The 24337-nt window shown below is 70.1% G+C and carries 24 protein-coding genes; 12 read left to right on the top strand and 12 right to left on the bottom strand.

Annotated features, from left to right (window positions below):
• Positions 1–69 precede the first annotated feature (69 nt).
• The 5 genes from ilvA to DNK54_RS16815 all read right to left on the bottom strand — a co-directional run bounded on the left by ilvA (position 70) and on the right by DNK54_RS16815 (position 6849).
• Entirely contained in the window at positions 70–1287 is a 1218-nt protein-coding gene (gene ilvA, locus DNK54_RS16795; protein ID WP_110208140.1) for a threonine ammonia-lyase, read from the bottom strand.
• Complete coding sequence (locus tag DNK54_RS16800; protein ID WP_239460146.1) at positions 1284–2717, bottom strand: AI-2E family transporter; 1434 nt, start codon at positions 2715–2717, stop codon at positions 1284–1286. The genes ilvA and DNK54_RS16800 overlap by 4 nt, the downstream gene beginning before the upstream one ends.
• A gap of 38 nt (positions 2718–2755) precedes the next feature.
• Positions 2756–3193: a hypothetical protein gene (locus DNK54_RS16805; protein ID WP_110208141.1), complete on the bottom strand. Its 438-nt coding sequence runs from the start codon at positions 3191–3193 to the stop codon at positions 2756–2758.
• A gap of 697 nt (positions 3194–3890) precedes the next feature.
• Entirely contained in the window at positions 3891–5312 is a 1422-nt protein-coding gene (gene pntB / locus DNK54_RS16810; RefSeq protein WP_110208142.1) for a Re/Si-specific NAD(P)(+) transhydrogenase subunit beta, read from the bottom strand.
• A gap of 13 nt (positions 5313–5325) precedes the next feature.
• Positions 5326–6849, bottom strand: coding sequence for a Re/Si-specific NAD(P)(+) transhydrogenase subunit alpha (locus tag DNK54_RS16815; protein ID WP_162602515.1), 1524 nt, complete (start codon positions 6847–6849; stop codon positions 5326–5328).
• Between the two features lie 230 nt (positions 6850–7079).
• On the opposite strand from DNK54_RS16815, the gene DNK54_RS16820 reads away from it, so the two are divergent.
• From DNK54_RS16820 to DNK54_RS16835, 4 genes are all read left to right on the top strand, one after another.
• Complete coding sequence (locus DNK54_RS16820; RefSeq protein ID WP_239460147.1) at positions 7080–10961, top strand: Pls/PosA family non-ribosomal peptide synthetase; 3882 nt, start codon at positions 7080–7082, stop codon at positions 10959–10961.
• Positions 10958–12265 carry a M1 family metallopeptidase gene (locus tag DNK54_RS16825; protein WP_239460148.1) on the top strand — a complete coding sequence of 436 codons (1308 nt, stop codon included), beginning with the start codon at positions 10958–10960 and terminating at the stop codon, positions 12263–12265. Before DNK54_RS16820 ends, DNK54_RS16825 begins: the two co-directional genes overlap by 4 nt.
• Before the next feature lie 77 nt (positions 12266–12342).
• Positions 12343–12735: a nuclear transport factor 2 family protein gene (locus DNK54_RS16830; protein ID WP_110208145.1), complete on the top strand. Its 393-nt coding sequence runs from the start codon at positions 12343–12345 to the stop codon at positions 12733–12735.
• Positions 12732–13451 (top strand): SGNH/GDSL hydrolase family protein, encoded by a 720-nt coding sequence (locus DNK54_RS16835; RefSeq protein ID WP_110208146.1) that lies wholly within the window; start codon positions 12732–12734, stop codon positions 13449–13451. The genes DNK54_RS16830 and DNK54_RS16835 overlap by 4 nt, the downstream gene beginning before the upstream one ends.
• 11 nt (positions 13452–13462) lie before the next feature.
• On the opposite strand, the gene DNK54_RS16840 is transcribed toward DNK54_RS16835, so the two are convergent.
• Positions 13463–13897 carry an SRPBCC domain-containing protein gene (locus tag DNK54_RS16840; RefSeq protein ID WP_110208147.1) on the bottom strand — a complete coding sequence of 145 codons (435 nt, stop codon included), beginning with the start codon at positions 13895–13897 and terminating at the stop codon, positions 13463–13465.
• A 137-nt stretch (positions 13898–14034) separates the two neighbouring features.
• Here DNK54_RS16840 and DNK54_RS16845 point away from each other — a divergent pair, with 137 nt between their 5' ends.
• On the top strand, positions 14035–14919 hold the full coding sequence (locus DNK54_RS16845; protein WP_110208148.1) for a dioxygenase family protein: 885 nt from the start codon (positions 14035–14037) through the stop codon (positions 14917–14919).
• A gap of 11 nt (positions 14920–14930) precedes the next feature.
• Here DNK54_RS16845 and DNK54_RS16850 read toward each other — a convergent pair whose 3' ends face one another.
• Genes DNK54_RS16850 through DNK54_RS16865 form a run of 4 tightly spaced genes read right to left on the bottom strand, consistent with a single transcriptional unit; the run spans position 14931 to position 18139 of the window.
• On the bottom strand, positions 14931–15623 hold the full coding sequence (locus tag DNK54_RS16850; RefSeq protein ID WP_110208149.1) for a PRC-barrel domain-containing protein: 693 nt from the start codon (positions 15621–15623) through the stop codon (positions 14931–14933).
• Positions 15620–16852, bottom strand: a complete 1233-nt coding sequence (locus DNK54_RS16855) for an NRAMP family divalent metal transporter (protein WP_110208150.1) — start codon at positions 16850–16852, stop codon at positions 15620–15622. Before DNK54_RS16855 ends, DNK54_RS16850 begins: the two co-directional genes overlap by 4 nt.
• A complete protein-coding gene (locus tag DNK54_RS16860; protein ID WP_162602516.1) occupies positions 16849–17298 on the bottom strand; it encodes a hypothetical protein in 450 nt (149 codons plus the stop codon). Before DNK54_RS16860 ends, DNK54_RS16855 begins: the two co-directional genes overlap by 4 nt.
• Positions 17279–18139, bottom strand: a complete 861-nt coding sequence (locus tag DNK54_RS16865; protein WP_110208152.1) for an SDR family oxidoreductase — start codon at positions 18137–18139, stop codon at positions 17279–17281. The genes DNK54_RS16860 and DNK54_RS16865 overlap by 20 nt, the downstream gene beginning before the upstream one ends.
• A 160-nt stretch (positions 18140–18299) precedes the next feature.
• Here DNK54_RS16865 and DNK54_RS16870 point away from each other — a divergent pair, with 160 nt between their 5' ends.
• Both DNK54_RS16870 and DNK54_RS16875 read left to right on the top strand, forming a co-directional pair.
• Complete coding sequence (locus DNK54_RS16870; RefSeq protein ID WP_110208153.1) at positions 18300–18860, top strand: type 1 glutamine amidotransferase domain-containing protein; 561 nt, start codon at positions 18300–18302, stop codon at positions 18858–18860.
• 34 nt (positions 18861–18894) lie between these two features.
• Complete coding sequence (locus DNK54_RS16875) at positions 18895–19446, top strand: hemerythrin domain-containing protein (RefSeq protein ID WP_110208154.1); 552 nt, start codon at positions 18895–18897, stop codon at positions 19444–19446.
• Here DNK54_RS16875 and DNK54_RS16880 read toward each other — a convergent pair.
• Positions 19443–20105, bottom strand: coding sequence for a methyltransferase (locus DNK54_RS16880; RefSeq protein ID WP_110208155.1), 663 nt, complete (start codon positions 20103–20105; stop codon positions 19443–19445). The genes DNK54_RS16875 and DNK54_RS16880 overlap by 4 nt on opposite strands.
• A gap of 82 nt (positions 20106–20187) precedes the next feature.
• Between DNK54_RS16880 and DNK54_RS16885 the strand changes: the two genes are divergently transcribed.
• Both DNK54_RS16885 and DNK54_RS16890 read left to right on the top strand, forming a co-directional pair.
• A complete protein-coding gene (locus DNK54_RS16885) occupies positions 20188–21213 on the top strand; it encodes an iron-containing redox enzyme family protein (protein WP_162602517.1) in 1026 nt (341 codons plus the stop codon).
• Complete coding sequence (locus DNK54_RS16890) at positions 21210–21446, top strand: CDGSH iron-sulfur domain-containing protein (protein WP_110208157.1); 237 nt, start codon at positions 21210–21212, stop codon at positions 21444–21446. Before DNK54_RS16885 ends, DNK54_RS16890 begins: the two co-directional genes overlap by 4 nt.
• Here the strand turns inward: DNK54_RS16890 and DNK54_RS16895 are convergent.
• A complete protein-coding gene (locus DNK54_RS16895) occupies positions 21397–22182 on the bottom strand; it encodes an IclR family transcriptional regulator (RefSeq protein WP_110208158.1) in 786 nt (261 codons plus the stop codon). The two genes, DNK54_RS16890 and DNK54_RS16895, sit on opposite strands and share 50 nt — an antisense overlap.
• A gap of 103 nt (positions 22183–22285) precedes the next feature.
• On the opposite strand from DNK54_RS16895, the gene DNK54_RS16900 reads away from it, so the two are divergent.
• From DNK54_RS16900 to DNK54_RS16910, 3 genes are all read left to right on the top strand, one after another.
• Positions 22286–23065 (top strand): CoA transferase subunit A, encoded by a 780-nt coding sequence (locus DNK54_RS16900; protein WP_110208159.1) that lies wholly within the window; start codon positions 22286–22288, stop codon positions 23063–23065.
• Positions 23065–23706 (top strand): 3-oxoacid CoA-transferase subunit B, encoded by a 642-nt coding sequence (locus DNK54_RS16905; protein ID WP_110208160.1) that lies wholly within the window; start codon positions 23065–23067, stop codon positions 23704–23706. The genes DNK54_RS16900 and DNK54_RS16905 overlap by 1 nt, the downstream gene beginning before the upstream one ends.
• 89 nt (positions 23707–23795) lie before the next feature.
• The coding region (locus DNK54_RS16910) for an alcohol dehydrogenase catalytic domain-containing protein (RefSeq protein ID WP_162602518.1) at positions 23796–24337 on the top strand (542 nt) is incomplete at its 3' end.

Genomic DNA, 24337 nt, shown 5'->3' on the forward strand with positions numbered 1-24337 from the left:
GCAGGACGTCCTCGTCAACGTCCTGCCATGCGGTCGCCTCAGCAACCCGGACGCAGGACGTCCGTCGGGCTATTCCACGACGCGGTAGCCCCGTTGCCGCAATGCTGCCAGTACGGCGCGGGCGTGCGCGTCGCTCCGCGTCTCCACCTGCAGGTGCACCTCGACCTCGTCGAGCGTGAGGGACGGCGACGTGCGTTCGTGCACCACGTCGAGCACGTTGGCCTGCTCGTCCGCGAGAGCGCCGAGGAGCCGCGCCAGGCCACCCGGGGCGTCGGGAATGCAAACGGTGAGGGCCAGGTAGCGCCCGGCTGCCGCCATGCCGTGGCGGATCACCTTGCCCAGGAGCAGGGGGTCGATGTTGCCACCGGAGAGAACCGCGACCGCGGGTGTCTTGAAGGTGCCGGGCTGCTCCATGAGGGCGGCCACCGCCACGGCCCCGGCCGGCTCGACCACCAGTTTCGCGCGCTCCAGCAGCGAGAGCAGGGCCCGAGACGTGTACTCCTCGGAGACGGTCACGACCCGGTCGACGTACTGCTGGACGGTGCCGAAGGGCACGTCGCCCGGACGCCCCACAGCGATGCCGTCAGCGATCGTGGTCATCTGCTCCAACGGTTCCGGGCGGCCGCGCGCGAGTGAAGCAGGATAGGCAGCCGCAGTGGCCGCCTGCACGCCGACGACTTCGACGTCGGGCCGGAGCGTCTTCACTGCCACAGCGATGCCCGCCAACAGACCGCCTCCCCCCGTGGGTACCAGCACGGTTCGTACGTCGGGCGCCTGGTCGACGATCTCCAGGCCCGCCGTGCCCTGGCCGGCGACGACGTCGGCGTGGTCGAACGGGTGGATGAGGATCGCCCCGGTGCGGTCGGCGTACTCCCGAGCGGCGACCAGCGCCTCGTCGACGTAGCGGCCGTGGAAGACGACCTCCGCACCGTAGCCGCGGGTCGCCTTCTCCTTGGGGATCGGAGCTCCCTCCGGCATGAAGACCGTCGAGCGGCACCCGAGCAGTTGGGCTGCGAGCGCGACCCCCTGCGCGTGGTTGCCTGCGGAGGCCGCGACGACCCCCCGCGCGCGCTCCTCGTCGGTCAGTCGGGCGATGCGCGTGTAGGCCCCGCGGATCTTGAATGAGCCGGTCCGCTGCAGATTCTCACACTTGAGCTGCACCGAGCCGCCGACCACCGAGGAGAGCCAGCGCGACTCCTCCATCGGCGTGCGGATGGCGACTCCGTCGAGCAGGTCGGCCGCAGCCCGGACCGCCGCCAGATCGACGATCCCGCCACGCGAACTCATGTGGCCGCTCCTTCCGGCCCTGGTCCTTCGAGCGCATCTTGGACCGCATCGTCCACCTCTTCGACCACCTCCGCGAAAGAGGCCAGGTGCTGCACGACGGCATTGATCACGGCGGCCAGCGGCACGGCGACCAGGGCACCTGCCACACCGGCGACGACGACGCCACAGGCGATGGCGAGGATCACCGCCAACGGATGGACGGAGACCCAGCGGCCCATCAGGAACGGCTGCAGCACATGCCCTTCCACCTGCTGCACGACGATCACGCCGATCAGCATCAGCAGCGCGGTCCAGGGGCCTTGGGCGACCAGCGCGACGAGCACCGCCACCGAGCCGGCGATCGTGGCACCGATCATCGGCACGAAGGCGCCGAGGAAGACGAGCACACCGATCGGTAGCGCGAGCGGCACCTTGAGGATCACCGCGACCAGGGCGATTCCTGCCGCGTCGACCAAGGCGACGAGCACCGTGGCGCGGACGAACTGGGTGAGCGAGACCCAGGCGACCTTGCCGGAGGAGTCGACCCGCTCGCGCGCGCCGCGGGGGAACATCCGCACGACCCACGCCCAGATCCGGTCGCCTTCGGCGAGGAAGAAGTAGGTGGCGAAGAGAACGATGAAGAACCCGGCGAGCACGTGCCCGAGAGCGGTGCCGACCTCGGTCACCTGGCCGACGACGTCGGTCTCCTTGGAGCGCTCGGTGACCGCCTTCTGCGCCGTCTCCAGCCAGTCGTTGATCTGGGAGTCGCTGGCATGCAGCGGACCGTCTTGGAGCCAGTCCCGGATCTCTTGGAGGCCGGTGGCGACCTGGCTGGCGAGCTTGGAGGAGTCGTCGGCGATCTGCTGACCGACGAAGGTGAGCAGGGCGCCGACTGCCGCGACGCCACTGATCACGACCAAGAGGGCCGCGAGTCCGCGTGGGATGCCGATCCGGTGCAGCCATCGGACCACGGGAGCGGAGAGCGCTGCCACGAGCAATGCGATCACCAGCGGCATGGTCACGACGACGAAGTACGCCGAGAGCCACAGCATCGCCAGCAGCGCAGCGGAGATGACCAAGAAGCGCCACGACCACGCCGCCGCCAGGTCGAGCCCCCAGGGAACCTCCGCGCGACGGAGGTTGGACGCGCCTCCCAGGATCGGCGTCGGCTCGGACTTCCGCTCGGCCCTCATGCTCGCCCATTGCTGAGCGAGCTGCTGGGTGAACTGCTGGGCCAGCCGCCGCGCCTGCACGCCCTCCCGGTGCTCAAGCCCGTCGTCGCGGTGGTCGAGCTCATCGCCGCGGTGGTCGAGCCCGTCGTCGCGGTGGTCGAGCCCGTCGTCGCGGTGGTCGAGCTTGTCGTCGCGGTGGTCGAGCTTGTCGTCGCGGTGGTCGAGCTTGTCGAGACCCTCGGCCTCCCGTGCGCCGCGCTCTTCTCCTTCACCCGTCACGAATCGAAGGCTACGTCACCGGCCGCAGCCAGCAAGGCTCACAACACCGTGACCGGCAGGAGTAGGAAGATGCCCCCGACCAGCAGCGCCAGCACCTTCACCACCTCGAACCCGACGTACCACAGATGGGCATTCGAGCCGGGGCCGTTCACCGCGTCGGGGTTGGCCAGCACCGCGTCCGTACGCCGCGTGAGGGCGGGCCGCACACCGAGCACCTGCACCATGAGCATCACCACGGCGATCACCACCGAGATGCGCGCGGCCTCTGACGCCGCGGCAGCGAAGGAGCCCAGCACCAGGCAGACAGCGAGCACGACCTCACATGCGTTCAACGCCTTGAAGACGAGCCGCCCGATCCCCAGGCCCAGCGGGATGGTGATGCCGGGCGCCTGGAACTTGATCGGCGCCTCGATGAAGGAGATCGCGACCACCATGCCCAACCACACGAACGACGCTGCAATCGCCAACTCATGCATACCGACACCATAGCCGCGGCATCCGTGACGTTCCTCCGGCCTGACTGTCTGCCGCAGTCTCCGTGTCGCGCGTCGCGAACGTGGCAGAGATTTCTCGTGCGGGCGGACGACGGTCGTCTTCGTGCGGATGCCGGCCTTCCCGCCCCGAGACAGGGAAGCCCGACCCGACACCGCAGCCGCAGGGGCCTGGAGCAGTGAGGTCCCGAGCAGGAGATGCGCGGATCTGCACCGTAGTCGCCGCTATCGGGCGGTGTCTCGCCCGCGACGACTCGTCCGGCAGATAACCGCAGAAGTTGTCACCTACGTGACAAGTTTCGGTACCGACCCGCTCGCCGAGAGTGCCGCCGCAGCCCTGGACACGGATCACGGGAGCCCACCGCACCCCGGTAGTCGTCGCCACAGGAATAGCGTTTCATCCAACCAACACGACGACGCTGGAGAGGCGAGACTGGCGCTGGAGAGGCGAGACTGGCGCTGGCCAGGCGGGCATCCGCCCCAGGTGATCGGAGGCCCGGCCCTCGAATCAACGCGAGGTTCGATGGAGTCAACAGGCTGAACTCTCAGGAATCCACAGCCCTCACGCTCCATCGAAGCGGGTACCCAGCGCGATCGCCGAGGGCACCATGCGAGCCAGGCCCGCCCAGCGCGTTGCCGGACGGGCCTGGTCTCGATCAGCTCGACGAGCGAGCGTTTGTCCTCAGAGCGCGCGGAGGATGTCTTCCACTCGGTCCTTGGCGTCGCCGAAGAGCATCGCCGAGTTCTCCCGGAAGAACAGCGGGTTCTGCACACCGGCGTAGCCCGAGGCCATGGAGCGCTTGAAGACCACGACGTTCTTGGCCTCCCACACCGTGAGCACCGGCATGCCGGCGATCGGCGAGGACGGGTCCTCCGAGGCGGCCGGGTTCACGGTGTCGTTGGCACCGATGACCAGCACCACATCGGTGTCGGCGAAGTCGTCGTTGATCTCGTCCATCTCGAGCACGACGTCGTAGGGCACCTTGGCCTCGGCCAGGAGCACGTTCATGTGCCCCGGGAGGCGACCTGCGACGGGGTGGATGCCGAAGCGGACCTCGACCCCCTTCTCCCGCAGCTTGCTGGTGAGCTGGGCGACGCCGTACTGCGCCTGGGCGACAGCCATGCCGTAGCCCGGGGTGATGATCACCGAGCTGGCGCCGGAGAGCATCTCCGCAACCCCCTCGGCGTTGATCTCGCGGTGCTCGCCGTAGTCCTTGTCCTCGGCCGGGCCGGCCTCGATGCCGAAGCCACCCGCGATCACGGAGATGAAGGAGCGGTTCATCGCCTTGCACATCACGTAGGAGAGGAAGGCACCCGAGGAACCGACCAGCGCACCGGTGATGATCAGCAGGTTGTTGCCGAGCAGGAAGCCCGACGCCGCTGCGGCCCAGCCCGAGTAGGAGTTGAGCATCGACACGACAACGGGCATGTCACCGCCACCGATGGAGGCGACGAGGTGCCAACCCAGCGCAAGCGCCAGGAGGGTGACCACGATGATCAGCCACAGCTGCGGGTCGATGACGAACCACACGGTGAGCACGACGAAGAGAGCGAGCGAGCCGAGGTTGATGAGGTTCTTGCCCGGCAGCATCAACGGCGCAGACTTCATCTTGGCCGAGAGCTTCAGGTAGGCCACGATCGAGCCGGTCAGCGTGACCGCACCGACGAAGACGCCGATGAAGACCTCGGCCGAGTGGATGCCGAGCATGTCCTGAGCCTTGAGGATCAGGACCTGCTCGCTGTCGTCACCCTTGTGCTCGGCGTGCAGGTAGGCGTTCCAGCCGACCAGCACCGCGGCGGCACCCACGAAGGAGTGCAGCAGGGCGATGAGCTCCGGCATGCCGGTCATCTCGACGACCTTGGCGCGCTGCAGGCCGATCAGAGCACCGATGACGATGGCGCCCACCATGAGGCCGATGCCGAGACCCGACGGGTCGTTGTCGAGTGCGAGCGCGATCGTGGCCGCCAGGGCGACCGTCATGCCGGCGATGCCGAACATGTTGCCCAGACGGGCGGACTCGTGCTTGGCGAGGCCCGCCAGCGCGAGGATGAAGAGCAGCGCCGCTACGAGGTAGGCCGCGAAGGATACAGATGCGATGTCCATGGGTCAGCCTGCCTCAGGATCGGGTGAACATCGACAGCATGCGCTGCGTCACCGCGAAGCCGCCGAAGATGTTGATGGAGGCCAGCAGGATGCCTGCGGCCGCGACGAAAGTGACCAGGTTGCCGTCGTGCCCGATCTGCAACAGCGCACCGACCACGATGATGCCGGAGATCGCGTTGGTCACCGACATCAGCGGGGTGTGCAGCGCGTGGTGCACGCCGGTGATGACGTAGTAGCCGATGATGATCGCCAGAGCGAAGATGACCAGCTGCATCTGCAGCACCGCTGGGGAGACTGCGACCAGGAGCAGCAGCGCGGCACCAGCGGCAAGCACGCCTCCGAGCTTGGCGTTGGTGCTGAGCGGCTTCTTCTCCTCCTTGGCGGGCGCCTCAGCGACGGGAGCCGCAGCGGGAGCGGCCGAGACCTGAACCGGCGGAGCCGGCCAGGTCGACTCGCCGAGGCGGACCACGGTGATGGAGCGCTGGATGACGTCCTCGAAGTCGAGGACGAGCTGGCCGTCCTTCTCCGGGGTCATCAGCTTGAGCAGGTTCACCAGGTTGGTGCCGTAGAGCTGCGAGGCCTGCGCCGGAAGCCGGCCGGCGAGGTCGGTGTAGCCGATGATCGTGACGCCGTTGGCGGTCTCCACGACCTGGCCCGAGACGGAACCCTCGACGTTGCCGCCCGAACCGGCAGCCATGTCGACGATGACCGAGCCGGCCTTCATCGAGGCGACCATCTCGGCGGTGATGATCCGCGGAGCCGGGCGGCCCGGGATCAGCGCGGTGGTGATGATGATGTCGACGTCGGCGGCCTGCTCGGTGTAGAGCCGAGCCTCGAGCGCCTTGTAGTCGTCACCCATCTCCTTGGCGTAGCCGGTGGCGGAGACCTCGACGTCCTCGGTGACGATCGAGAGGTACTCACCGCCGAGCGACTTCACCTGGTCGGCCACCTCGGGGCGCGGGTCGGTGGCGCGCACGATGGCACCCATCGATCCGGCGGCACCGATCGCGGCCAGGCCTGCGACGCCGGCGCCCACGACGAGCACCTTGGCCGGCGGAACCTTGCCGGCGGCGGTCACCTGGCCGGTGAAGAAGCGACCGAAGACGTGGGCGGCCTCGACGACGGCGCGGTAGCCGGCGATGTTGGCCATCGAGCTCAGCACGTCCATCGACTGCGCACGGCTGATCCGCGGCACCGCGTCCATCGACAGGGCCGTGATCGGCCGGGCCGTCAGGTCCGCGACCGCGGCCTCGTCGGTCCGCGCGTTGAGAAGGCCGATGAGCGTTGCGCCCTCACGCAACTGGTCCAGCTGCGCCGTGACCGGGTTGTTGACGCTCAGCACGATGTCGGCCGCGAGCGCGTCGCCGATCGTGGCGCCCGCGTCGACGTACGCCTGGTCGGCGAAGCTGGACAGCTCGCCGGCGCCCGTCTCGACGACTACCTGGTACCCGAGTTTGGCCAGCTGTGTCACGGTTGCGGGGGTTGCGGCAACTCGTGTCTCGCCAGGGCTCTGCTCCCTGATGACTCCGATGATCACTACTACTCCGTTTCCTCGGTGGAGGCCTGGCGCGGAGCGTGTGCCGACGCGTCCCGGTGGAGTCGCATCAGCCCAGGCCCCGCCCGGAACCCATCGCGGGATCGTAACCATGTGTTCGCTCCGCGGGCCGCACCTGTCTCACAGACCGTCGGGTGACCTGCGTCTCAGGACGTGGTCCGGGCCGTGGAACTCGTTGCCTTCCGTTCATCTTGGGCACTGATGATGCGCCCGTGACCGCGCCCCCGACGCCCGGACGAGCTCCCCTGCCGGAGCTGCTCGCCGGCGACCGAGCAGCCGCCCCGCGGACGCTGGTCGACATCTTCACCGCCACCGTCGCGACCCATCCCGATGCACCCGCCGTCGACAGCGGCCTGCACACCCTCACCTACGCTGAGCTGCACGAGGCCGCAGGCGAGGTCGCCGAGCGACTCGCAGCGATCGGCATCGGCCCCGGCGACAAGGTCGGGGTACGCATCAAGTCAGGCTCCACCGACCTGTACGTCGCGATCCTCGGCATCCTGCTGGCCGGAGCCTCCTACGTGCCCGTCGACGCCGATGACCCGGAGGAGCGGGCCCGCGTGGTCTTCACCGAGTCGGGAGCCGTCGCAGTGCTGGGCAACGACCTGGCACTCAGCACGACAGCCGGCACGATCCCGCGGGCACTCCCCCGCGACGTCCTTCCCGAGGACGACGCCTGGGTGATCTTCACCTCCGGCTCGACCGGCAAGCCGAAGGGCGTGGCGGTCACCCACCGCAGCGCCTCCGCCTTCGTCGACGCCGAGTCCCGCATGTTCCTCCAGCACGACCCGATCGGGCCCGGCGACCGGGTCATGGCGGGCCTGTCGGTCGCCTTCGACGCCAGCTGCGAGGAGATGTGGCTGGCCTGGGCGTACGGCGCCTGCCTGGTGCCGGCGCCCCGCTCCCTGGTGCGCTCCGGCGTCGACGTCGGGCCGTGGCTGCTCGCCAACGAGATCACCGTCGTCTCGACGGTGCCGACCCTCGTCGCTCTGTGGCCCGCAGCATCGCTCGTTCGGGTCCGACTGCTCATCATGGGCGGCGAGGCCTGCCCACCTGAGCTGGCCGCACGGCTCCAGCGCGAGGGTCGCGAGGTCTGGAACACCTACGGTCCTACCGAAGCCACCGTCGTCGCCTGCGGCGCACTGCTCGACGGCACTGACCCGGTGAGGATCGGGCTCCCCCTGGACGGCTGGGATCTGGCCGTCGTCGACGCTGAGGGCAACCCGGTCGCCGAGGGCGAGAGCGGGGAGCTGATCATCGGCGGCGTCGGCCTGGCCCGCTACCTCGACCCGGTGAAGGACGCCGAGAAGTACGCGCCGATGCCGACGCTCGGCTGGGAACGCGCCTATCGCTCCGGCGACGTGGTGCGCAACGACCCGGCCGGGCTGGTCTTCGCCGGCCGTGCCGACGACCAGATCAAGCTGGGCGGGCGCCGGATCGAGCTGGGGGAGGTCGACGACAGCCTGTTGCGGCTCCCCGGTGTGATCGCGGCTGCCGCCGCCGTGCGCACCACCGCTGCCGGCAACAAGCTCCTGGTCGGTTACCTCACCGTCGACACGGCGTACGACGAGACGCGAGCCCGCGAGCTGCTGCGGGAGCGGATGCCCGCGGCCCTGGTGCCCCGGCTGGCGGTCGTCGACGAGCTGCCGACACGCACCTCCGGGAAGGTCGACCGGGAGGCGCTGCCATGGCCGTTGCCGAGCCGCGCTGAAGCCGTGGAGACGGGCGGGCTGGGTGGCACCGCGGCCTGGATCGCGGAGATCTGGGCCGAGGTCCTAGGTGCTGAGGTGGCCAGCGGCACGGACGACTTCTTCGACTTCGGCGGCGGCTCGCTGACCGCTGCCCAGGTCGTCGGACGACTCCGGGAGCGGTATCCCGAGACCGCCGTCGGCGACCTCTACGCCCACCCGACCGTCGCCGGCCTGGCTGCCTGGCTCGACGAGGCCGGCAGCGCCGCCACCGTCCGCACCGACCGCAAGGTGCGTCCGATCCCGCTCAAGACCCAGGTCGGCCAGGTGCTCGCGCTGCTGCCACTCCAGGCGCTGGCGGGGATGCGGTGGCTCGCCTGGCTGATGCTCGGCTCGACCATTCTCGCGACGATCGGCCCCACCTGGTTGCCGACCTATCCGGCCTGGCTGCTGGTGCTCACCACCTGGTTCCTGATCACCCCACCGGGCCGGATGGTGCTGGCGGCAGCGCTGGCCCGGCTCGTGCTGCGCGGCGTCACGCCGGGCACTCATCCGCGTGGGGGCAAAGTGCACCTGCGGATCTGGCTGGCCGAGCGGATCCAGGACGCGCTACTCGCCACCGGACTCTCCGGGGCGGTCTGGTTCCCCCTCTACGCCCGGCTCCTCGGCGCCACGGTCGGCAAGGGCGCCGACCTGCACACGCTGCCGCCGGTGACGGGCCTCCTCACCGTGGGGAAGGGAGCGGCAGTCGAGAACGAGGTCGACCTGCAGGGCCACTGGCTCGACGGCGACGTGCTCCACGTGGGCGCCATCCGGATCGGAGCGAGAGCCACCGTCGGAGCGCGCTCCACGCTCGGTCCCGGCGCGGTGATCGGCAAGGACGCCGAGATCACCCCCGGCTCCCATGTCGTGGGCAGCGTGCCGGCCGGCGAACTGTGGTCGGGCTCCCCGGCCGAGCACACCGGCACCGCTCGCGGACCGTGGAGCGACCTGCCGGCTCCAGCGCCGCGCGGCTGGCTCGTCGGCTACGCCGCGCTCGCTGTTCTCATCGCCTCCTTGCCTGCCGCCGCGGGACTGGCCGGGCTGGCAGTGCTCTGGCCGTCCGTCGGCGACACCCACTCCCTCAGCGGCGCCGTCCGTGTGGCCGCTCCCTGGCTTCCGGTCGCCGTACTGCTGGGCTTTCTCACCCTCGCCGGCCTGGTGCTCGGCCTGACCCGGCTCCTGGCAACCGCGATCCAGCCCGGCCACCACCCGGTGCGCTCCGCTGCGGGTTTGGCGATCTGGGGCACCGTCCGCCTCCTCGACGAGGCCCGGGACTGGCTCTTCCCGATCTACTCCAGCGCCTTCACCCCGACATGGCTGCGCCTGCTGGGAGCGAAGGTCGGTAGGGGCGTCGAGGCGTCGACCGTGCTGCTCATCCCCAAGCTGGTGCAGGTCAACGATGACGCGTTCCTCGCCGACGACACGCTCATCGGCTCCTACGAGCTCGGCGAGGGCTGGATCCGGGTGGAGCGGGTCAAGGTCGGCAAGCGCGCCTTCGTGGGCAACTCCGGCATGCTCGCTCCCGGACGCCGGGTGCCCAAGCAGTCGCTGGTCGCCGTGCTCTCTGCTGCTCCCCGGCGGCAGGCCGCCAAGGCCGGCCAGTCATGGCTGGGGTCCCCGCCTCGCGCCCTGCAGCGCGCCAGCGGGAGCCAGGACAGCAGTCGCACCTATGACCCCCCGGCCCGCCTTCGGCTCGCCCGCGCCGTGGTGGAGCTCTGCCGAGTCGTGCCACTGCTCGCGGCCCTCTTGCTCCCCGTCGCGGTGGGTATCGCCTTGCTCGCACTGCTCGACTGGTCGCTCCTCGGCGCCGCACTCCTGGCGGGGCCGGTGCTCGTCGGGGCCGGGCTGCTGGCGGCTGGCACGACCGTCCTCGCGAAGTGGGTGCTCGTAGGCAGGCATCGTGCCGGGGAGAAGGAGCTGTGGACCTCGTTCGTCTGGCGCAACGAGCTCGCCGACGTCTTCACCGAGATGCTGGCCGCACCGTGGTTCGCCCAGCCCGCTGCCGGTACGCCGGCCCTCAACCTCTGGCTACGCGCCATGGGGGCGCGCATCGGCTCCGGCGTCTGGTGCGACACCTACTGGCTGCCCGAGACCGATCTGGTCGAGCTGGGCGACGGATCATGCGTCAACCGCGGCTGCGTCGTCCAGACCCACCTCTTCCACGACCGGGTGCTCAGCATGGATACGGTCCGGCTGCTCCCCGGGGCCACTCTCGGCCCGAACAGCGTGATCCTGCCCGCCGCGAGCATCGGCCGCCACGCCACCGTCGGTCCCGTCTCCCTCGTGATGCGAGGGGAGGGCGTACCCTCGCGGACGCGATGGATCGGCAATCCGATCGGCCCCTGGCAGGAAGAGGACGAGTGAAGCGCGACGGCACGGACCCCTACGTTCCCGGGCACGGGGACGCGTCCTGGTCGGTCACGCACTATGACCTCGAGCTCGGCTACAAGCTGGTCGGGAACCGCATCGACGGCGACGCGACCCTGCACTGCCGCGCCGACCAGCGGCTCGCCGCGCTTGAGGTCGACCTGCATGCACTGCGACCGAGCAAGGTGACGGTGGACGGCCGTTCGGTCCGTTTCAACCACCGCAACGGTCGGTTGACCGTCTCGCTGCCCACGACCCTCGAGACGGGGGCGACCTTCGCTCTCCGGATCCGGTACGCCGGCAGCCCCCGCCCGGTGCCGTCGCAGGTCCTGGGCACCGCTGGCTGGGAGGAGCTGGAGGACGGGGCGATCGTCGCCTCGCAGCCGCACGGCGCTCCCTCCTGGTTCCCGTGCAACGACCGTCCGGACGACAAGGCCACCTACGCGGTCGAGATCTCGGCGCCGAACGACTACCACGTGGCCGTCTCCGGAGAGCTGACCAGCAGCCGCCGCAGCGGCTCCGCGACGACCTGGCGCTACGAGATGCGGCATCCCATGCCGTCCTACCTGGCGACCGTCCAGATCGGTCGCTACGAGGTGGTCGAGCAGGCCTCCTCCCCCGTCCCCGTGCGCGTCGTGGCCCCTATGGACCGACCCCGCTCCGGCTTCCGGGCCGCCTTCGGCGACCAGCCCGCGATGGTCGCCTTCTTCGTCGACCGGTTCGGTGACTACCCCTTCGACTCCTACACGGCCGTCATCACCGACGACGACCTGGAGATCCCGCTCGAGTCGCAGTCGCTCTCCACCTTCGGCCGCAACCACATGGACGACGACTGGGACTGCATCAGGCTCGTGGCCCACGAGCTCGCCCACCAGTGGTTCGGCAACGCGGTGACGCTGGCGCACTGGCGCGACATCTGGTTGCACGAAGGGTTCGCCTGCTACGCCGAGTGGCTGTGGTCGGAGGAGGCGGGCGTGAAGTCGGCTGCCGCGCGCGCCGCCCACCACTACGAGCGGGTCCGCACCGACCGCGGACCCGAGCTGATCCTGGGCGACCCGGGGCCGGAGCTGATGTTCGACGATCGGGTCTACAAGCGCGGCGCGCTCACTCTGCACGCACTGCGCCTGCAGGTCGGCGACGCGGCGTTCTTCGACGTACTGCGTAGCTGGGTGAGCGCCCACCGCGGCGGCAACGTGACCACTGCGGACTTCGTCGCCCACGCCGAGCAGGTCACCGGGCAGGATCTCGCCACCCTCTTCGAGGCGTGGCTCTACCAAGCCGAGCTGCCGGCACTTCCCTAGAGTGCCGGGTCGACCGGACGGCGGAGTGCCGGATCGACGGGGCGACGCCTGCCGAACCATCGCGTAGGTTCGTGTGCATGCATGCATTTCGCGCTGCCGTTGAGGCCCGGGACTCGGACGCCATGGCCGCCACCCTCGCCGACGACGTGCGCTTCACCAGTCCGGTCGCCTTCCAGCCGTACGACGGGAAGCCGATCACCGCGGCCATCCTCCGCGGCGTGCTGCGGGTCTTCGACGACTTCCGCTACGAGCGGGAGATCGTGAGCGCGGACGGGCGTGACCTTGCCCTGGTCTTCCGTGCCCGGGTGAACGGCCGCGAGATCCAGGGGTGCGACTTCCTGCACCTGGACGACGGCGGCCTGATCGATGACTTCACCGTCATGGTGCGCCCACTCTCTGCCGCCCAGGAGCTGGCTGCCGCGATGGGTGCGCAGTTCGACCAGATCGCCGCCGAGGCCGCCCGCGCGTGAGCGTGCAGCTCCCCCTCCTCGCCCAGCGGCTGCCGATCTGGGCCTGTCTCCCGGTCGTCGTCGGCCAGGGGCTCGGCGTCCGCAGACGTACGCCGCGACTTCCGGAGGCCCAGGGAGTCGAGGGCGTCCGAGGCACCCCCGGAGCTCCCTTCCGCTTGGCGGTGGTCGGCGACAGCCTGGCTGCCGGAGTGGGCGTCACCAGCCACGACGACACCGTGGCAGGCCACCTGGCGCAGCTGCTCGCCGAGGAACGACGGCACGAGGTGCGGTGGCGCGTCGACGCCCGCAACGGGACGACGGCCGAAGAGATCCGCGCCCTGCTTGCCGGAGTGGATCTCCGTGAGACCGACGCCGTGCTGATCTCGGTCGGGGTGAACGACACGAAGGATCTGCACACGCTCGGCCGGTGGCGGCGCGAACTGACCGCACTGCTCGACCACGTGCTCCGCGAAGCGAGCCAGGCGCAGGTGGTGCTGCTCGGCGTACCGCCGATGGAGCGGTTCCCGGCACTCCCCCGACCGTTGGCCGACGTCTTCGGGGCACGGGCGACGAGGCTGCGCGCGGTGGCTGCAGAAGTGGTCGCCTCCCGGCCACGGGTGCGACACCTGCTGCTCGACCTCCCCGGAGATCCGACTGCCTTCGCCGCCGACGGCTTCCACCCGGGGCCTCGCTTCCACCGGGCCATCGCCGAAGCCGCCGTGGCGCTGCTCGACTGAGCGTCAGCCCTTCAGAGGCTCTCGGCGCGAGCCTTCAGCGCTGCGACGTTGCCGTCGAAGCCGGCCCTGAGCGACCTGCCGAGCAGGGCACCGACCACGGGCGAGAGCGGCCCGGCGATCTCGAAGCGCGAGGTGTAACGCGAGCGTCCGTCGCCGAGGTCGACCACCTGCTGCTCGCGAACGCTGCGCAGCAGGCCGCCCGGAGCGGGCTTCATCGAGTAGCTGAAGCCGATGCCCTCGTCGATCGTGTTGATGAACTCCCGCTGTCGGAGCTTGCGGCGCCCCATCGCCACCTCCATGTCGATGGCCCCTCCGGGTCGGAAGTCGCAACGCACCGAGGTGGCGAACGGGTTCCACTCCCGGTAGGCGTCGAAGTCGGTGAGCACCTGCCAGACCGTCGCAGCGGGAGCGTCGATCTCGATCTCATGGTCGTGTCCGAAGGTCATGCTTCCCAGCCTGACAGCAGCGCGCCCCCACAGACAGCGCCATCTCACAGGGAGCGCACAGGATCGCCACAGGGCGCTGCCGGTTGCAGGTGCTCGACTTGGGACACGCCAAGACCACGAGCGCGGAAGGACACGGCATGTCTCACGATCACGACGAACATCGGGAGGGCTTCGCCCACGACCTACCCCAGCTTCAGGAGCGCGGCATGGTGCGTCGTCCGCTGGCTCGCCGAGGCCTGTTGGGAATGATCGGTGGCGGGGTGGCGCTGGCAACGCTCGCTGCCTGCGGGGGCGAGGAGTCCACCACGATCAGCGACTCCTCCGGTCGCCCCGGCGCACCTCCGTCGGGAATGCCGGGCGGCGCCGGCGGCGTCTCGCAGAGCGGCGTCGACGAGGGCGACATCCCCGAGGAGACGAACGGCCCCTACCCCGCCGACGGCAGCAACGGCGTCAACGTGCTCACTGAGTCCGGCATCGTGCGCAGCGACATCCGGAGCAGCTTCGGTGCGGCGTCCGGCGTCGCGGCCGGCGTGCCGCTGACGATCAGGTTGAAGGTCTACGACCACGACGGGGACGAGATGACCCCGTACGCCGGAGCCGCCGTCTACCTGTGGCAGTGCGACCGGGAGGGGCGCTACTCCCTCTACTCCGAGGGACTGACGGAGGAGAACTACCTGCGGGGCGTGCAGGAGGTGGCTGACGACGGCAGCTGCGAGTTCACCAGCATCTTCCCGGCCTGCTACGACGGACGGTGGCCGCACCTGCACTTCGAGGTCTACCCGTCGCTGGACGACGCCACGACCGCGCAGGGCAAGCTCCGCACGTCGCAGATCGCCTTTCCGGCCGACACCTGCCAAGAGGTCTACGACAACGCGGAGGGCTACGACTCCTCGCAGGCGACCTTCGCCCGGGTCAGCCTGGAGACCGACATGGTCTTCGCCGACGGGCACTCGCTCCAGCTTGCCAAGATCACCGGATCCGTCGACGACGGCTACCTGCTCTCCCTCGCCGTACCGGTCTGATCGACGGGCGCTCACGACGTGGGCCGCAACGGGCGCGTCTCGGCAGCCGCGGTCACCGTGACCTCTCCGCGCTCCCAGTCGACCTCGACCCCCGGCCCCCAGTCAACGAGGCGCGAGTGTCGATGCAGCCAGGCAACCAGGCCCGCGACCGGCGCCGGTGCACCGACCCGACCACGGTCGTAGCCGAGGAGCGCCCCCGGCCGCCCTGCTCCCACCAGGAGGGCGGCTACCTCACAGCGCTCCGACTCTCCCGGGCGGTGGTCCAGGCGCACGTCGAGCACCCGCGGTCGGCGCCCCGGCTCGATCTGGCCCGAAGCCGCGCGCACCGGCAGGTCGAGCAGCGCACCCAGCCGGTGTCGCACCGGGCCGCCGATGCCTTGCACGCGGGGTCGGAGCAGCCCCTCGCGAGCGACACGGAGATGCACCCCGCTCTCGACCCGGTCGACGACGTCGAGGTCTATCACCGCCGGCACGCGGCGTGCGGCATGACTGACACTGATCTGGGCGTAGCGGCTGTTGAGCCAGGGCCCGAGACGCCGCCCGAACCGGGGCAGCAGTGCGCCCAGGCCCAGAAGCAGTCCGGTGACCACGAGCGCACCGTCCTCCTCGGTCAGCTCGAGGTCGTCGACCTTGCCGACGAGGCGTCCGTCGACGTCGATCACCTGGCGGTCGAGCAGGTGCAGGCTGGCGTCCATCGTGCTCATGCCGTTCCCATCCTTGTCAGCACCATCAGCGGGATCGCCGCAACCGAGACCACGACGACCAGAACGAGGTAGACCACTCCCAGGACGTTCGCGACGCGGCCGTTGACGTGCTCGCCCAGATAGTCGGGATCGTTCGCCACGACGAGGATCGGGAAGTAGGTGAGTGGCAGCGCGATCGCCGAGAAGACCACAGAGAACTCGGTCACCAGGACCGGGTCGACGGAGGTCATCAGAACGCCCGCTGCCAGGAGCGCCGCCACCACCAGCACCGCATGGAACGCGGTCGCCTCCCGGGTGCGCACGTACTTGCCCCACTGGAACCCGAAGTACTGCGCGATCGAGTAGCCGACCGACAACCCCGTCTCGCAGGCAGCGCCGAACGTCGCGGCGACGAAGCCGAGGACCACCACGGCCAGCCCGATCTTGCCGAGGGCCAGCCCCACCGGCAGCCCCACCTGGCCCAAGGTCTCCACGGAGACGCCCAACGGCAGGAAGACCACGGCCGCGCATCCCGCAATCGCCAACGAGAGCAGGCCGCCGAGCGGGAACCCGAGGAAGACGTTGACCCGCATCACGCCGATGTCCTTGGCCGTCCACCGCTCCTCCACACCTCCGCTGGAGAAGAAGAACACCTCGTACGGCGTCATCGCGGCGCCGAACAGGGCGACGGCGAAGTAGGCGTAGGTGGTCCAGCTCTCCGGGCCCGGCTTGTCCACCGTCAGCGCTTGCTGAGCGAGGTCGCCCCAGTCCGGCCCGAGCTGCCACAGCGCGACCGCGAAGCCGATCAGCGCCAGCCCCAGGAGTCCCAGCACGTCCTCCATCGCGGAGAACTTCGCCCGCCACAGCACGAACCAGACCAGCAGCGCCACGCACGGCACCCAGGCAAGGTGGTGCACCGACGTCACCAGCTGCAGCGCGAGGGCGACGCCACCGATCTCGGCCACGAAGGTCAGGAACGTGACGGCGAGGGAACCGACCAGGTTGAGGAAGCCCATCCGCGGGCCGAGTCGCTCGCGCACCAGGTCGAAGACTGCTCGGTGGCTGACCGCGGCCACTCGGCCGGCCATCTCCGCGAAGACACAGATGCCGAGCACGCCGACCGGCGCGACCCAGGCCAGCGACATGCCGAAACGGGCTCCTACCTGGGCGTTGGTCACGAGGTCGCCGATGTCGACGAACCCGCCGATCGCGGTCAGGATGCCGAGGAAGACGGCGAGGTAGCGCTTCACCGCCCGGCCTCCCGCAGCAGTCGTTGCCGCAGTCGCTCGAGCCGCGCCAGACGCTCGGCGGTGATCGGCTTCCCGGCCACCAGCTCCTGGCGAGCGGCGCGTACGGCGTCCTCGGCCCGGCCCAGCAGGTCGCGCACCTGCTCTGCCCGCTTCTCACGCCCACGCGGCGTCTGCACGACGGCCACCTGATCGGCGGCGGACCCCGCCGCCTCCTCGGCGTCGGCCAGCAACACCACGGCGTACGAGCGCCAGAGGTCGCCGTCCTTCTCCCCGGAGAGAGCGAGTCGCGCCGTCGCCACGGCGGAGGCCGCGGACTCCAGGGCGCGTGCGCTGCTCTCGCTCCAGTCCGCAGGCTCCGGCTCGGAGACGGCGCATCCGACCACCAGCGCCAGCACGAGCAGGAGGCTGCCCAGGAGGGGGCGCCGATCAGAAGACCGGCTTCCCACCGGTCACTCCCAACACCGTCCCCGAGACGTACGACGCCTCACCCGGCGAGGCGAGGAAGACGAACGCAGGCGCCACCTCCGCAGGCTGGCCGGCACGCCCGAGGGGCGTGTCCTCTCCGAAGTGCTGCACCTTCTCCGGCTCCTGGGTGGCGGGCTGGAGCGGCGTCCAGATCGGCCCGGGAGCGACCGCGTTGACCCGGATGCCGTCGGGCCCCACCTGCGCGGCGAGGTTGACGGTGAAGTTGGCGATCGCTGCCTTGGTCGCGGCGTAGTCCAACAGCGTGGTGGACGGTTCGTACGCCTGGATCGATGAGTTGTTGATGATGCAGCCGGGTCGGCGACGCAGATGCGGGAGCGCCGCGCGGGTCAGCCAGAGCAGGGCATACAGGTTGGTCGCGAACGTGCGGTCGATCCGCTCGTCGGAGAAGTCCTCGAGCGCGTGGTCGCGAGCCATCTGATAGCCGGCGTTGTTGACGAGGATGTCCAACCCGCCCAGCGCATCCACCGTGCGCTCGGTCGCCTCATCGCAGAAGGCTCGACGGCGGAGGTCCCCTGGGATCGCCAACGCGCGCCGGCCGGCTCCCTCGACCAGCTGGGCCGTGGCCACGGCGTCATCCTGTTCCTCCGGCAGGTATGTGAACGCGACGTCCGCCCCTTCGCGGGCGTAGGCGAGGCACACCGCACGGCCGATGCCCGAGTCGCCGCCGGTGACCAGGGCGACCTGATCAGCCAACCGATCGTGGCCGACATAGCTCGCCTCGCCATGGTCGGGGACCGGAACCATCTCGTCGGTCCGCCCCGGCGGGCGCTGCTGCTGGGCTGGGAAGGCTGCCTGCTCCATGTTGGCTCCTCTCGTCACGTGTTCGGGTGCTGGGCCTCCCGCCGGTACCCGGACTTCGGAGCAGCACGCGCGGATCAAGCGCCGGTCGACGGGTACCGCACGGACGCGGGGCGGAGCTCGTCTCGCGAGACCGAACGTCACCGACCTCTCTGGAGGAGACATGCCGAACCCCACCAACCGGATCGCCTTCCTGGTCGCTCCCGAGGGCACCGAGCGCGTCGAGCTGGTCGACCCCTGGGACGCGGTGGAGGACGCCGGACTGCGCCCGGTCCTGCTGAGCACCGTGGAAGGCGAGGTGCAGACGTTCGACCACCTGGACCGCTCCGAGCGCCGCGCGGTCGACCTGCTGGTCGGCGCCGCCGACCCCGACGACTACGACGCCCTCGTGCTGCCTGGCGGCGTGGCCAATCCCGATGCCCTGCGCCTCGACGAGGAGGCGGTCGGCTTCGTGCGCACCTTCATGGAGACCGGGCGGCCGGTTGCGGCGATCTGCCACGCGCCGTGGATGCTCATCGAGGCGGAAGCCGTCGAGGGGCGCCGTCTGACCTCCTGGCCGAGCCTGGCCACCGACCTCCGCAACGCCGGCGCGACCTGGGTGGACGAGCGGCTGGTCACCGACGGCAACCTCATCACCAGCCGCAAGCCCGACGACCTGCCCGCCTTCATCGCCGGGCTGCTCGAGGCGGTGCAGCACGGCGCCGACTCCGCACGCTCCGCCTGACCGACCACCCGAACCGACAAGGAGACGAAGAACCATGACCCAGGACGTCGTCGACCTCATCCTCAACGACCACCGCGAGTTGGAGAGGCACTTCGACACGCTGCTCTCGCACCCCGAGACCCGACCCACCTTGGTCCCGGTCATGACGGCACTGCTCACCGCCCACAGTCGCGCAGAGGAGGCGGAGGTCTATCCCGCCGCCCGCGATGCCGGAGCGCGGGAGGATGTGGAACACAGCCAGAAGGAGCACCTGGCCGCCGACCGCATCGCCGAACGGCTGGCACAGACCGACCCCGACTCCGACGACTTCACCTCCGTGCTCAAGGAGCTCGTCGACGCGGTGCGTCACCACATCGAGGAAGAGGAAGAGACGGTCCTGCCCGACATCCGGAAGTTGATGGACGATGCCCGGCGGGACGAGCTGGCGCATGCGTTCCTCGACTCCCGCGAAGCCCACCTCGGTGAGCAACCGGGCGACGCCACCAAGGCCGACCTCGAGCAACAGGCCGCGAATGTCGACGTACCTGTGGCGGGGAAGACGAAGCAGGAGCTCGCCGAGGCGTTGGAGGACGAAGCGGAGCTCTAAGAGGCTCGCCGCGACCTGGTCAGGTGCACCAGCACACCACCGGGCCGCAGGTCGCGCACCTCGGTGACGACGACGTCACCGTCACCGGCCGGGTCGTCGAGACCGAACTCCTCGACCACCCGGTCCACTTGCCCCGGGTAGCCGATCTGCAGCAGCACGGCGCCGGCGGGCAACACGTGCGCCAGCGCCACGCGCAGGCAGAGCCGGACCGCGTCGAGCCCGTCCGGACCACCGTCGACGGCACCCGGGGGATCCTCGGGGTAGGCATCGAGCTGGTCGCTCGTCAGCCACGGCGGATCGACGATCACCAAAGGGAACGCCTCACCGGGCGTGAGCGCCTGCTCGACCGGGGCGAAGCGGATCTCCGTCGCCACACCGGCAGCTGCCGCGTTCGCCCGGGCATAGGCCACGGCCGCGGGGTCGCGGTCCACCTGCACCAGCTCCCGCCCGGTCAGGTGAGCCGCCAGCAGCCCGATGTGGCCGGCGCCGCAGCACAGCTCGAGGATCGGGCCCTGCGGCAGCCCGGGCGACAGCTCAGCGGCCCACCGGCTCTGCGCCGCCGTCCAGGGACGGGGACGCAGCGTGCGTGCGTCCCAGCTGATCGTCAGGCCGTCGAAGTCCACATCGGGGTAGGCGGGGAGCCCGCTCTGCGTCGTCATGGGCACCGGGTACCCATGCTGCAGCTCTCCACCGCCGCATGTCGGCCCGGCGTCGGGGTACCCCAGCAACGAGGAGGCCTACGTGTCCGACATCGTCATCCGTCCCCGGCCGGCACCCGATCATCAGATCGCCGTGCCGTCCCTGCCCCGCCCCTGCGGACCGGTCAGCCAGGCGGTCGTCACCCTGTTGCGCGAGCCGGCCACGGCGACCCAGGCGGAGCGTCGGGTCCGTGCCGCGTTCCACCCCCACCTGGATCCACTCACCGACCGGGACTTCCAGCTCGGTCTCTGGTGCCTCTATGAACTGCACCTCGACGGATTCCCCGGCACCGACCCGGCCCTGGAGTGGTCACCGGCGCTGCTCGCCGCTCGAGCGGTGCTGGAGGAGCCCTTCGAGGCAGCCCTCCGCCGCCTCGTCGGGCCGCTCTCCCCCGACGATCCGATCGAGGAGGTACGCCGTCTCACCGGCTCCGGCCGGCCCCCGCGGCTCGCCCGGTTCCTGGGGAGAGACGCCACCGCCGACCAGTTCCGCGACTACCTTGCGCAGCGGGCCGTCTATCACCTGCGCGAGTCGGATCCGCAGAGCTTCGTCCTCCCTCGCGTCCACGGACGGGCGAAGGCCGCCCTCGCCGAGCTGCAGTACGACGAGTACGGCGCGGGACGCCCCGACCGGCTTCACGCGACCCTCTACGCCCGCGCCCTCGCCAGCCTGGACCTGCCGACCGGGGTGGCGGCGTACGTCGACACAGCGGAGGCGACGATCCTCACCACGGTCAACGTCATGGCGCTCTTCGGGCTGCATCGCCGACTGCGTGGGGCCGCCCTCGGCCACCTCGCCGCCTTCGAGGCGACCAGCTCCATCCCCTGCCGACTGATCGCCCTCGGCGCCCATCGGCTCGGGTTCCCTGCGGCGGTGGCGACCTACTACGAGGAGCATGTGGAGGCCGACGCGGTGCACGAGCAGGTCGCGATCCACGACATCTGCGGCGGCCTGCTCGAATCGTCTCCCGAGTTGGCTGGTGACGTCGTGTTCGGCGCAGCGGCCTGCCTCGCAGTCGATGAGCTCACGGCGACGGCGCTGCTCGCGCGCTGGGAGCGAGCAGCATGAGCGCGCGTGCGGACGCCCCGGAGCCGACCATCGTCCGCGGTGTCAGCGTCGTCGTCGGGGCCGACGGCACCGCGCACCGCGTCGAGCGACCCGCGGTCGCGCTCTGCGCCTGCGCCCTCTCCCGCCTCGCACCCTGGTGCGACGGCACCCACAAGGCTCTGCGCAACGAACGTCCCGACACAGTCACCGACCGGCGGCGTCCCGACGCCGGGGCGCCGCCAGCGCCTTGGTGAGCTCGTGCGCCTGGCGCATCAGCAGAGCCCCCAGCTCAGGGCGCCGCTCGGCGTGGAACCGGTGCTCCACACCAGTCAGCGAGAGGGCGCCGCTCGGGTTGCCCTCCCGGTCGAAGACCGCAGCCGCCATCCCCCAGCTGCCCTGTACGACCAGCCCCGGGTTCACCGAGTAGCCACGCCGTCGGGTCGCGGCGATGTGCTCGCGCACCCGGTCTCTCCCGTGCTGTGGCCCATAGCCGGTGCTCAGGTCCGCCCCGACCAGGTAGTCGTCGACCTCACGGTCGGAGAGATGGGCCAGGATCACCATGCCTGCCGAGACCACGCCGAGCGGGAAGCGCGCCCCTTCGTGCAGCACGTGGCTGCGCAGCGGGAAGGCGCCGTCCTCGCGGATCAGGCAGATCGTCTCGTCCCCCCGCCGCGCCGAGAAGAAGGCACTCTCGTCGGTGGCATCGGCGAGCCGCCGGACGAACGGCTGCGCGATCTGCGTGACGTCGTACCGCGAGGCGGCCGCAGCCCCGAGGAAGTGCAGCTCCGGGCCGAGCAGCCACCGTTCGGTCGCCGCGTCGCGATCGGCGAGGCCCACGCGGGCGAGCGTGGAGAGCAGGCGATGCGCGGTGGGGCGAGCGATGCCGGTCGCCCGTGCCAGATCGGAGGTGCGCACCCCGTCCGGCTCATGGGCGGCCAGCGCCTTCAACACCTCATGGACCCGGCCCACAACGTCGACAGGTGCGTTCATTCAATGGACACTACCTGAAGCAGACTTCCAATCACCGACTAATTGAGCGCGTTCTGGCGTTCACTACTTGACCGCCTGCCGGAGTTATCGATGGGATGCCGTCATGGACAAGGTCGTTGCATCCGCGGCGCACGCCGTCGCAGACATTCCCGACGGTGCCACGCTCTCGGTCGGTGGCTTCGGATTGTGCGGAATCCCCTCCGCCCTGATCCGCGCCCTGCTCGAGGCAGGCACCAAAGATCTCGAAGTCGTCTCCAACAACGCCGGGGTCGACGGCTGGGGCCTCGGCCTCCTCCTCGGCGCTGGCCGGCTCCGACGGGTCGTGGCGTCGTACGTCGGCGAGAACAAGGAGTTCGCCCGCCAGTACCTCTCCGGCGAGCTCGAGGTGGAGCTGACCCCGCAGGGCACGCTGGCCGAACGGCTCCGTGCCGGCGGCTCCGGCATCCCCGCCTTCTTCACCGCGACCGGAGTCGGCACGCAGGTGGCCGAGGGCGGACTCCCGTGGAAGTACGACGCCGACGGCGGGATCGAGATCGCCAGCCCGCCCAAGCAGACCCAGGTCTTCGAGACCGCCGACGGGCCCCGCCAGTTCGTCCTCGAACAGGCGATCGTCGCGGACTTCGGCCTGGTTCGCGCCTGGCGAGGAGACCGACACGGCAACCTGGTCTTCCGCGACTCGGCGCGCAACTTCAACCCGCTCGCGGCCATGGCCGGGCGGGTCACGATCGCGGAGGTCGAGGAGCTGGTCGAACCAGGGCAGATCGACCCCAATCACGTCCATCTCCCCGGGGCGTTCGTACACCGGGTGGTCGAGCTCTCCCCCGAGGACGCCGCCGACAAGCGGATCGAGAAGCGCACCGTGCGCGAGACAGGAGGTCAGTGATGGCGTGGGATCGCGATGCGATGGCCGCCCGGGCAGCGCGTGAGCTCAAGGACGGCGACTACGTGAACCTGGGCATCGGGCTGCCGACCCTGGTCCCCAACCACGTGCCCGACGACGTGGAGCTGGTGCTGCAGAGCGAGAACGGGATCCTCGGCGTCGGGCCCTACCCCGTCGAGGCCGACGTCGACCCGGACCTGATCAACGCCGGCAAGGAGACCGTCACCGTACGACCGGGTGCGAGCTTCTTCGACTCCGCCCTCAGCTTCGGCATGATCCGCGGCGGCAAGATCGACGCGGCGATCCTGGGCGCCATGCAGGTCTCCGCCGCGGGCGACATCGCCAACTGGATGATCCCCGGGAAGATGATCAAGGGGATGGGAGGCGCCATGGACCTGGTGCACGGAGCCAAGCGCGTCGTCGTACTCATGGAGCACGTCGCCCGGGACGGCAGCCACAAGATCGTCGAGGAGTGCACCCTCCCCTACACCGGGCGCGGCGTGGTGCAGCGGATCATCACCGACCTCTGTGTGATCGACATCGAGCCCGACGGGCTGCATCTGGTCGAGCTCGCGCCGGACGTCACCGAGGCCGAGGTACGCGAGAAGACCGGCCCGGCACTGATCTCGGCCCTGAGCGGCTGAACCACACCGGACCCTCCCCCACTCGACCGACCTCGGCGCACTGCCGGGGTCGGTCGTTCTTCTACCGATCCCTCTTGAGGAGAACCATCGTGCAGCACATTCTCGACGCGATCACCGCCGAGGACGCCACGTCAGAGGACTTCGCGAACCTGGCCCTGCCCGAGTCCTACCGGGCCGTGACCGTCCACAAGGACGAAGTCGACATGTTCGAAGGCGTGCCCTCGAAGGAGAAAGACCCCCGCAAGTCCCTCCACCTCGACGAGGTCGCCCTGCCCGAACTCGGCCCCGGCGAAGCGTTCGTAGCCGTCATGGCCTCCGCCATCAACTACAACACGGTGTGGACCTCGATCTTCGAACCCGTCTCCACCTTCGGGTTCCTCGAACGCTACGGCCGCGAATCCGACCTCGGCAAACGACACGACCTGCCCTGCCACATCGTCGGCTCCGACCTCGCCGGCGTCGTCCTCGCCGTCGGCCCCGGCGTCACCAAATGGAAACCCGGCAACCGCGTCGTCGCCCACTGCCTCAGCGTCGAACTCGAAGCACCCGACGGCCACAACGACACCATGCTCGACCCCTCCCAACGCATCTGGGGCTTCGAAACCAACTTCGGCGGCCTCGCCGAGGTCGC

The sequence above is a fragment of the Nocardioides daejeonensis genome (assembly GCF_003194585.1).
GTDB lineage: Bacteria > Actinomycetota > Actinomycetes > Propionibacteriales > Nocardioidaceae > Nocardioides > Nocardioides daejeonensis.

Excerpts from the sequence above, each read along its gene's own strand:
- DNK54_RS16850 (WP_110208149.1), bottom strand. The coding sequence starts at position 15,623 with ATGAGCACGATGGACGCCAGCCTGCACCTGCTCGACCGCCAGGTGATC.
- DNK54_RS16870 (WP_110208153.1), top strand. The coding sequence starts at position 18,300 with ATGCCGAACCCCACCAACCGGATCGCCTTCCTGGTCGCTCCCGAGGGC.
- DNK54_RS16895 (WP_110208158.1), bottom strand. The coding sequence starts at position 22,182 with ATGAACGCACCTGTCGACGTTGTGGGCCGGGTCCATGAGGTGTTGAAG.
- DNK54_RS16805 (WP_110208141.1), bottom strand. The coding sequence starts at position 3,193 with ATGCATGAGTTGGCGATTGCAGCGTCGTTCGTGTGGTTGGGCATGGTG.
- ilvA (WP_110208140.1), bottom strand. The coding sequence starts at position 1,287 with ATGAGTTCGCGTGGCGGGATCGTCGATCTGGCGGCGGTCCGGGCTGCG.
- DNK54_RS16900 (WP_110208159.1), top strand. The coding sequence starts at position 22,286 with ATGGACAAGGTCGTTGCATCCGCGGCGCACGCCGTCGCAGACATTCCC.
- DNK54_RS16830 (WP_110208145.1), top strand. The coding sequence starts at position 12,343 with ATGCATGCATTTCGCGCTGCCGTTGAGGCCCGGGACTCGGACGCCATG.
- DNK54_RS16905 (WP_110208160.1), top strand. The coding sequence starts at position 23,065 with ATGGCGTGGGATCGCGATGCGATGGCCGCCCGGGCAGCGCGTGAGCTC.
- pntB (WP_110208142.1), bottom strand. The coding sequence starts at position 5,312 with ATGGACATCGCATCTGTATCCTTCGCGGCCTACCTCGTAGCGGCGCTG.
- DNK54_RS16875 (WP_110208154.1), top strand. The coding sequence starts at position 18,895 with ATGACCCAGGACGTCGTCGACCTCATCCTCAACGACCACCGCGAGTTG.
- DNK54_RS16890 (WP_110208157.1), top strand. The coding sequence starts at position 21,210 with ATGAGCGCGCGTGCGGACGCCCCGGAGCCGACCATCGTCCGCGGTGTC.
- DNK54_RS16840 (WP_110208147.1), bottom strand. The coding sequence starts at position 13,897 with ATGACCTTCGGACACGACCATGAGATCGAGATCGACGCTCCCGCTGCG.
- DNK54_RS16865 (WP_110208152.1), bottom strand. The coding sequence starts at position 18,139 with ATGGAGCAGGCAGCCTTCCCAGCCCAGCAGCAGCGCCCGCCGGGGCGG.
- DNK54_RS16845 (WP_110208148.1), top strand. The coding sequence starts at position 14,035 with ATGTCTCACGATCACGACGAACATCGGGAGGGCTTCGCCCACGACCTA.
- DNK54_RS16880 (WP_110208155.1), bottom strand. The coding sequence starts at position 20,105 with ATGACGACGCAGAGCGGGCTCCCCGCCTACCCCGATGTGGACTTCGAC.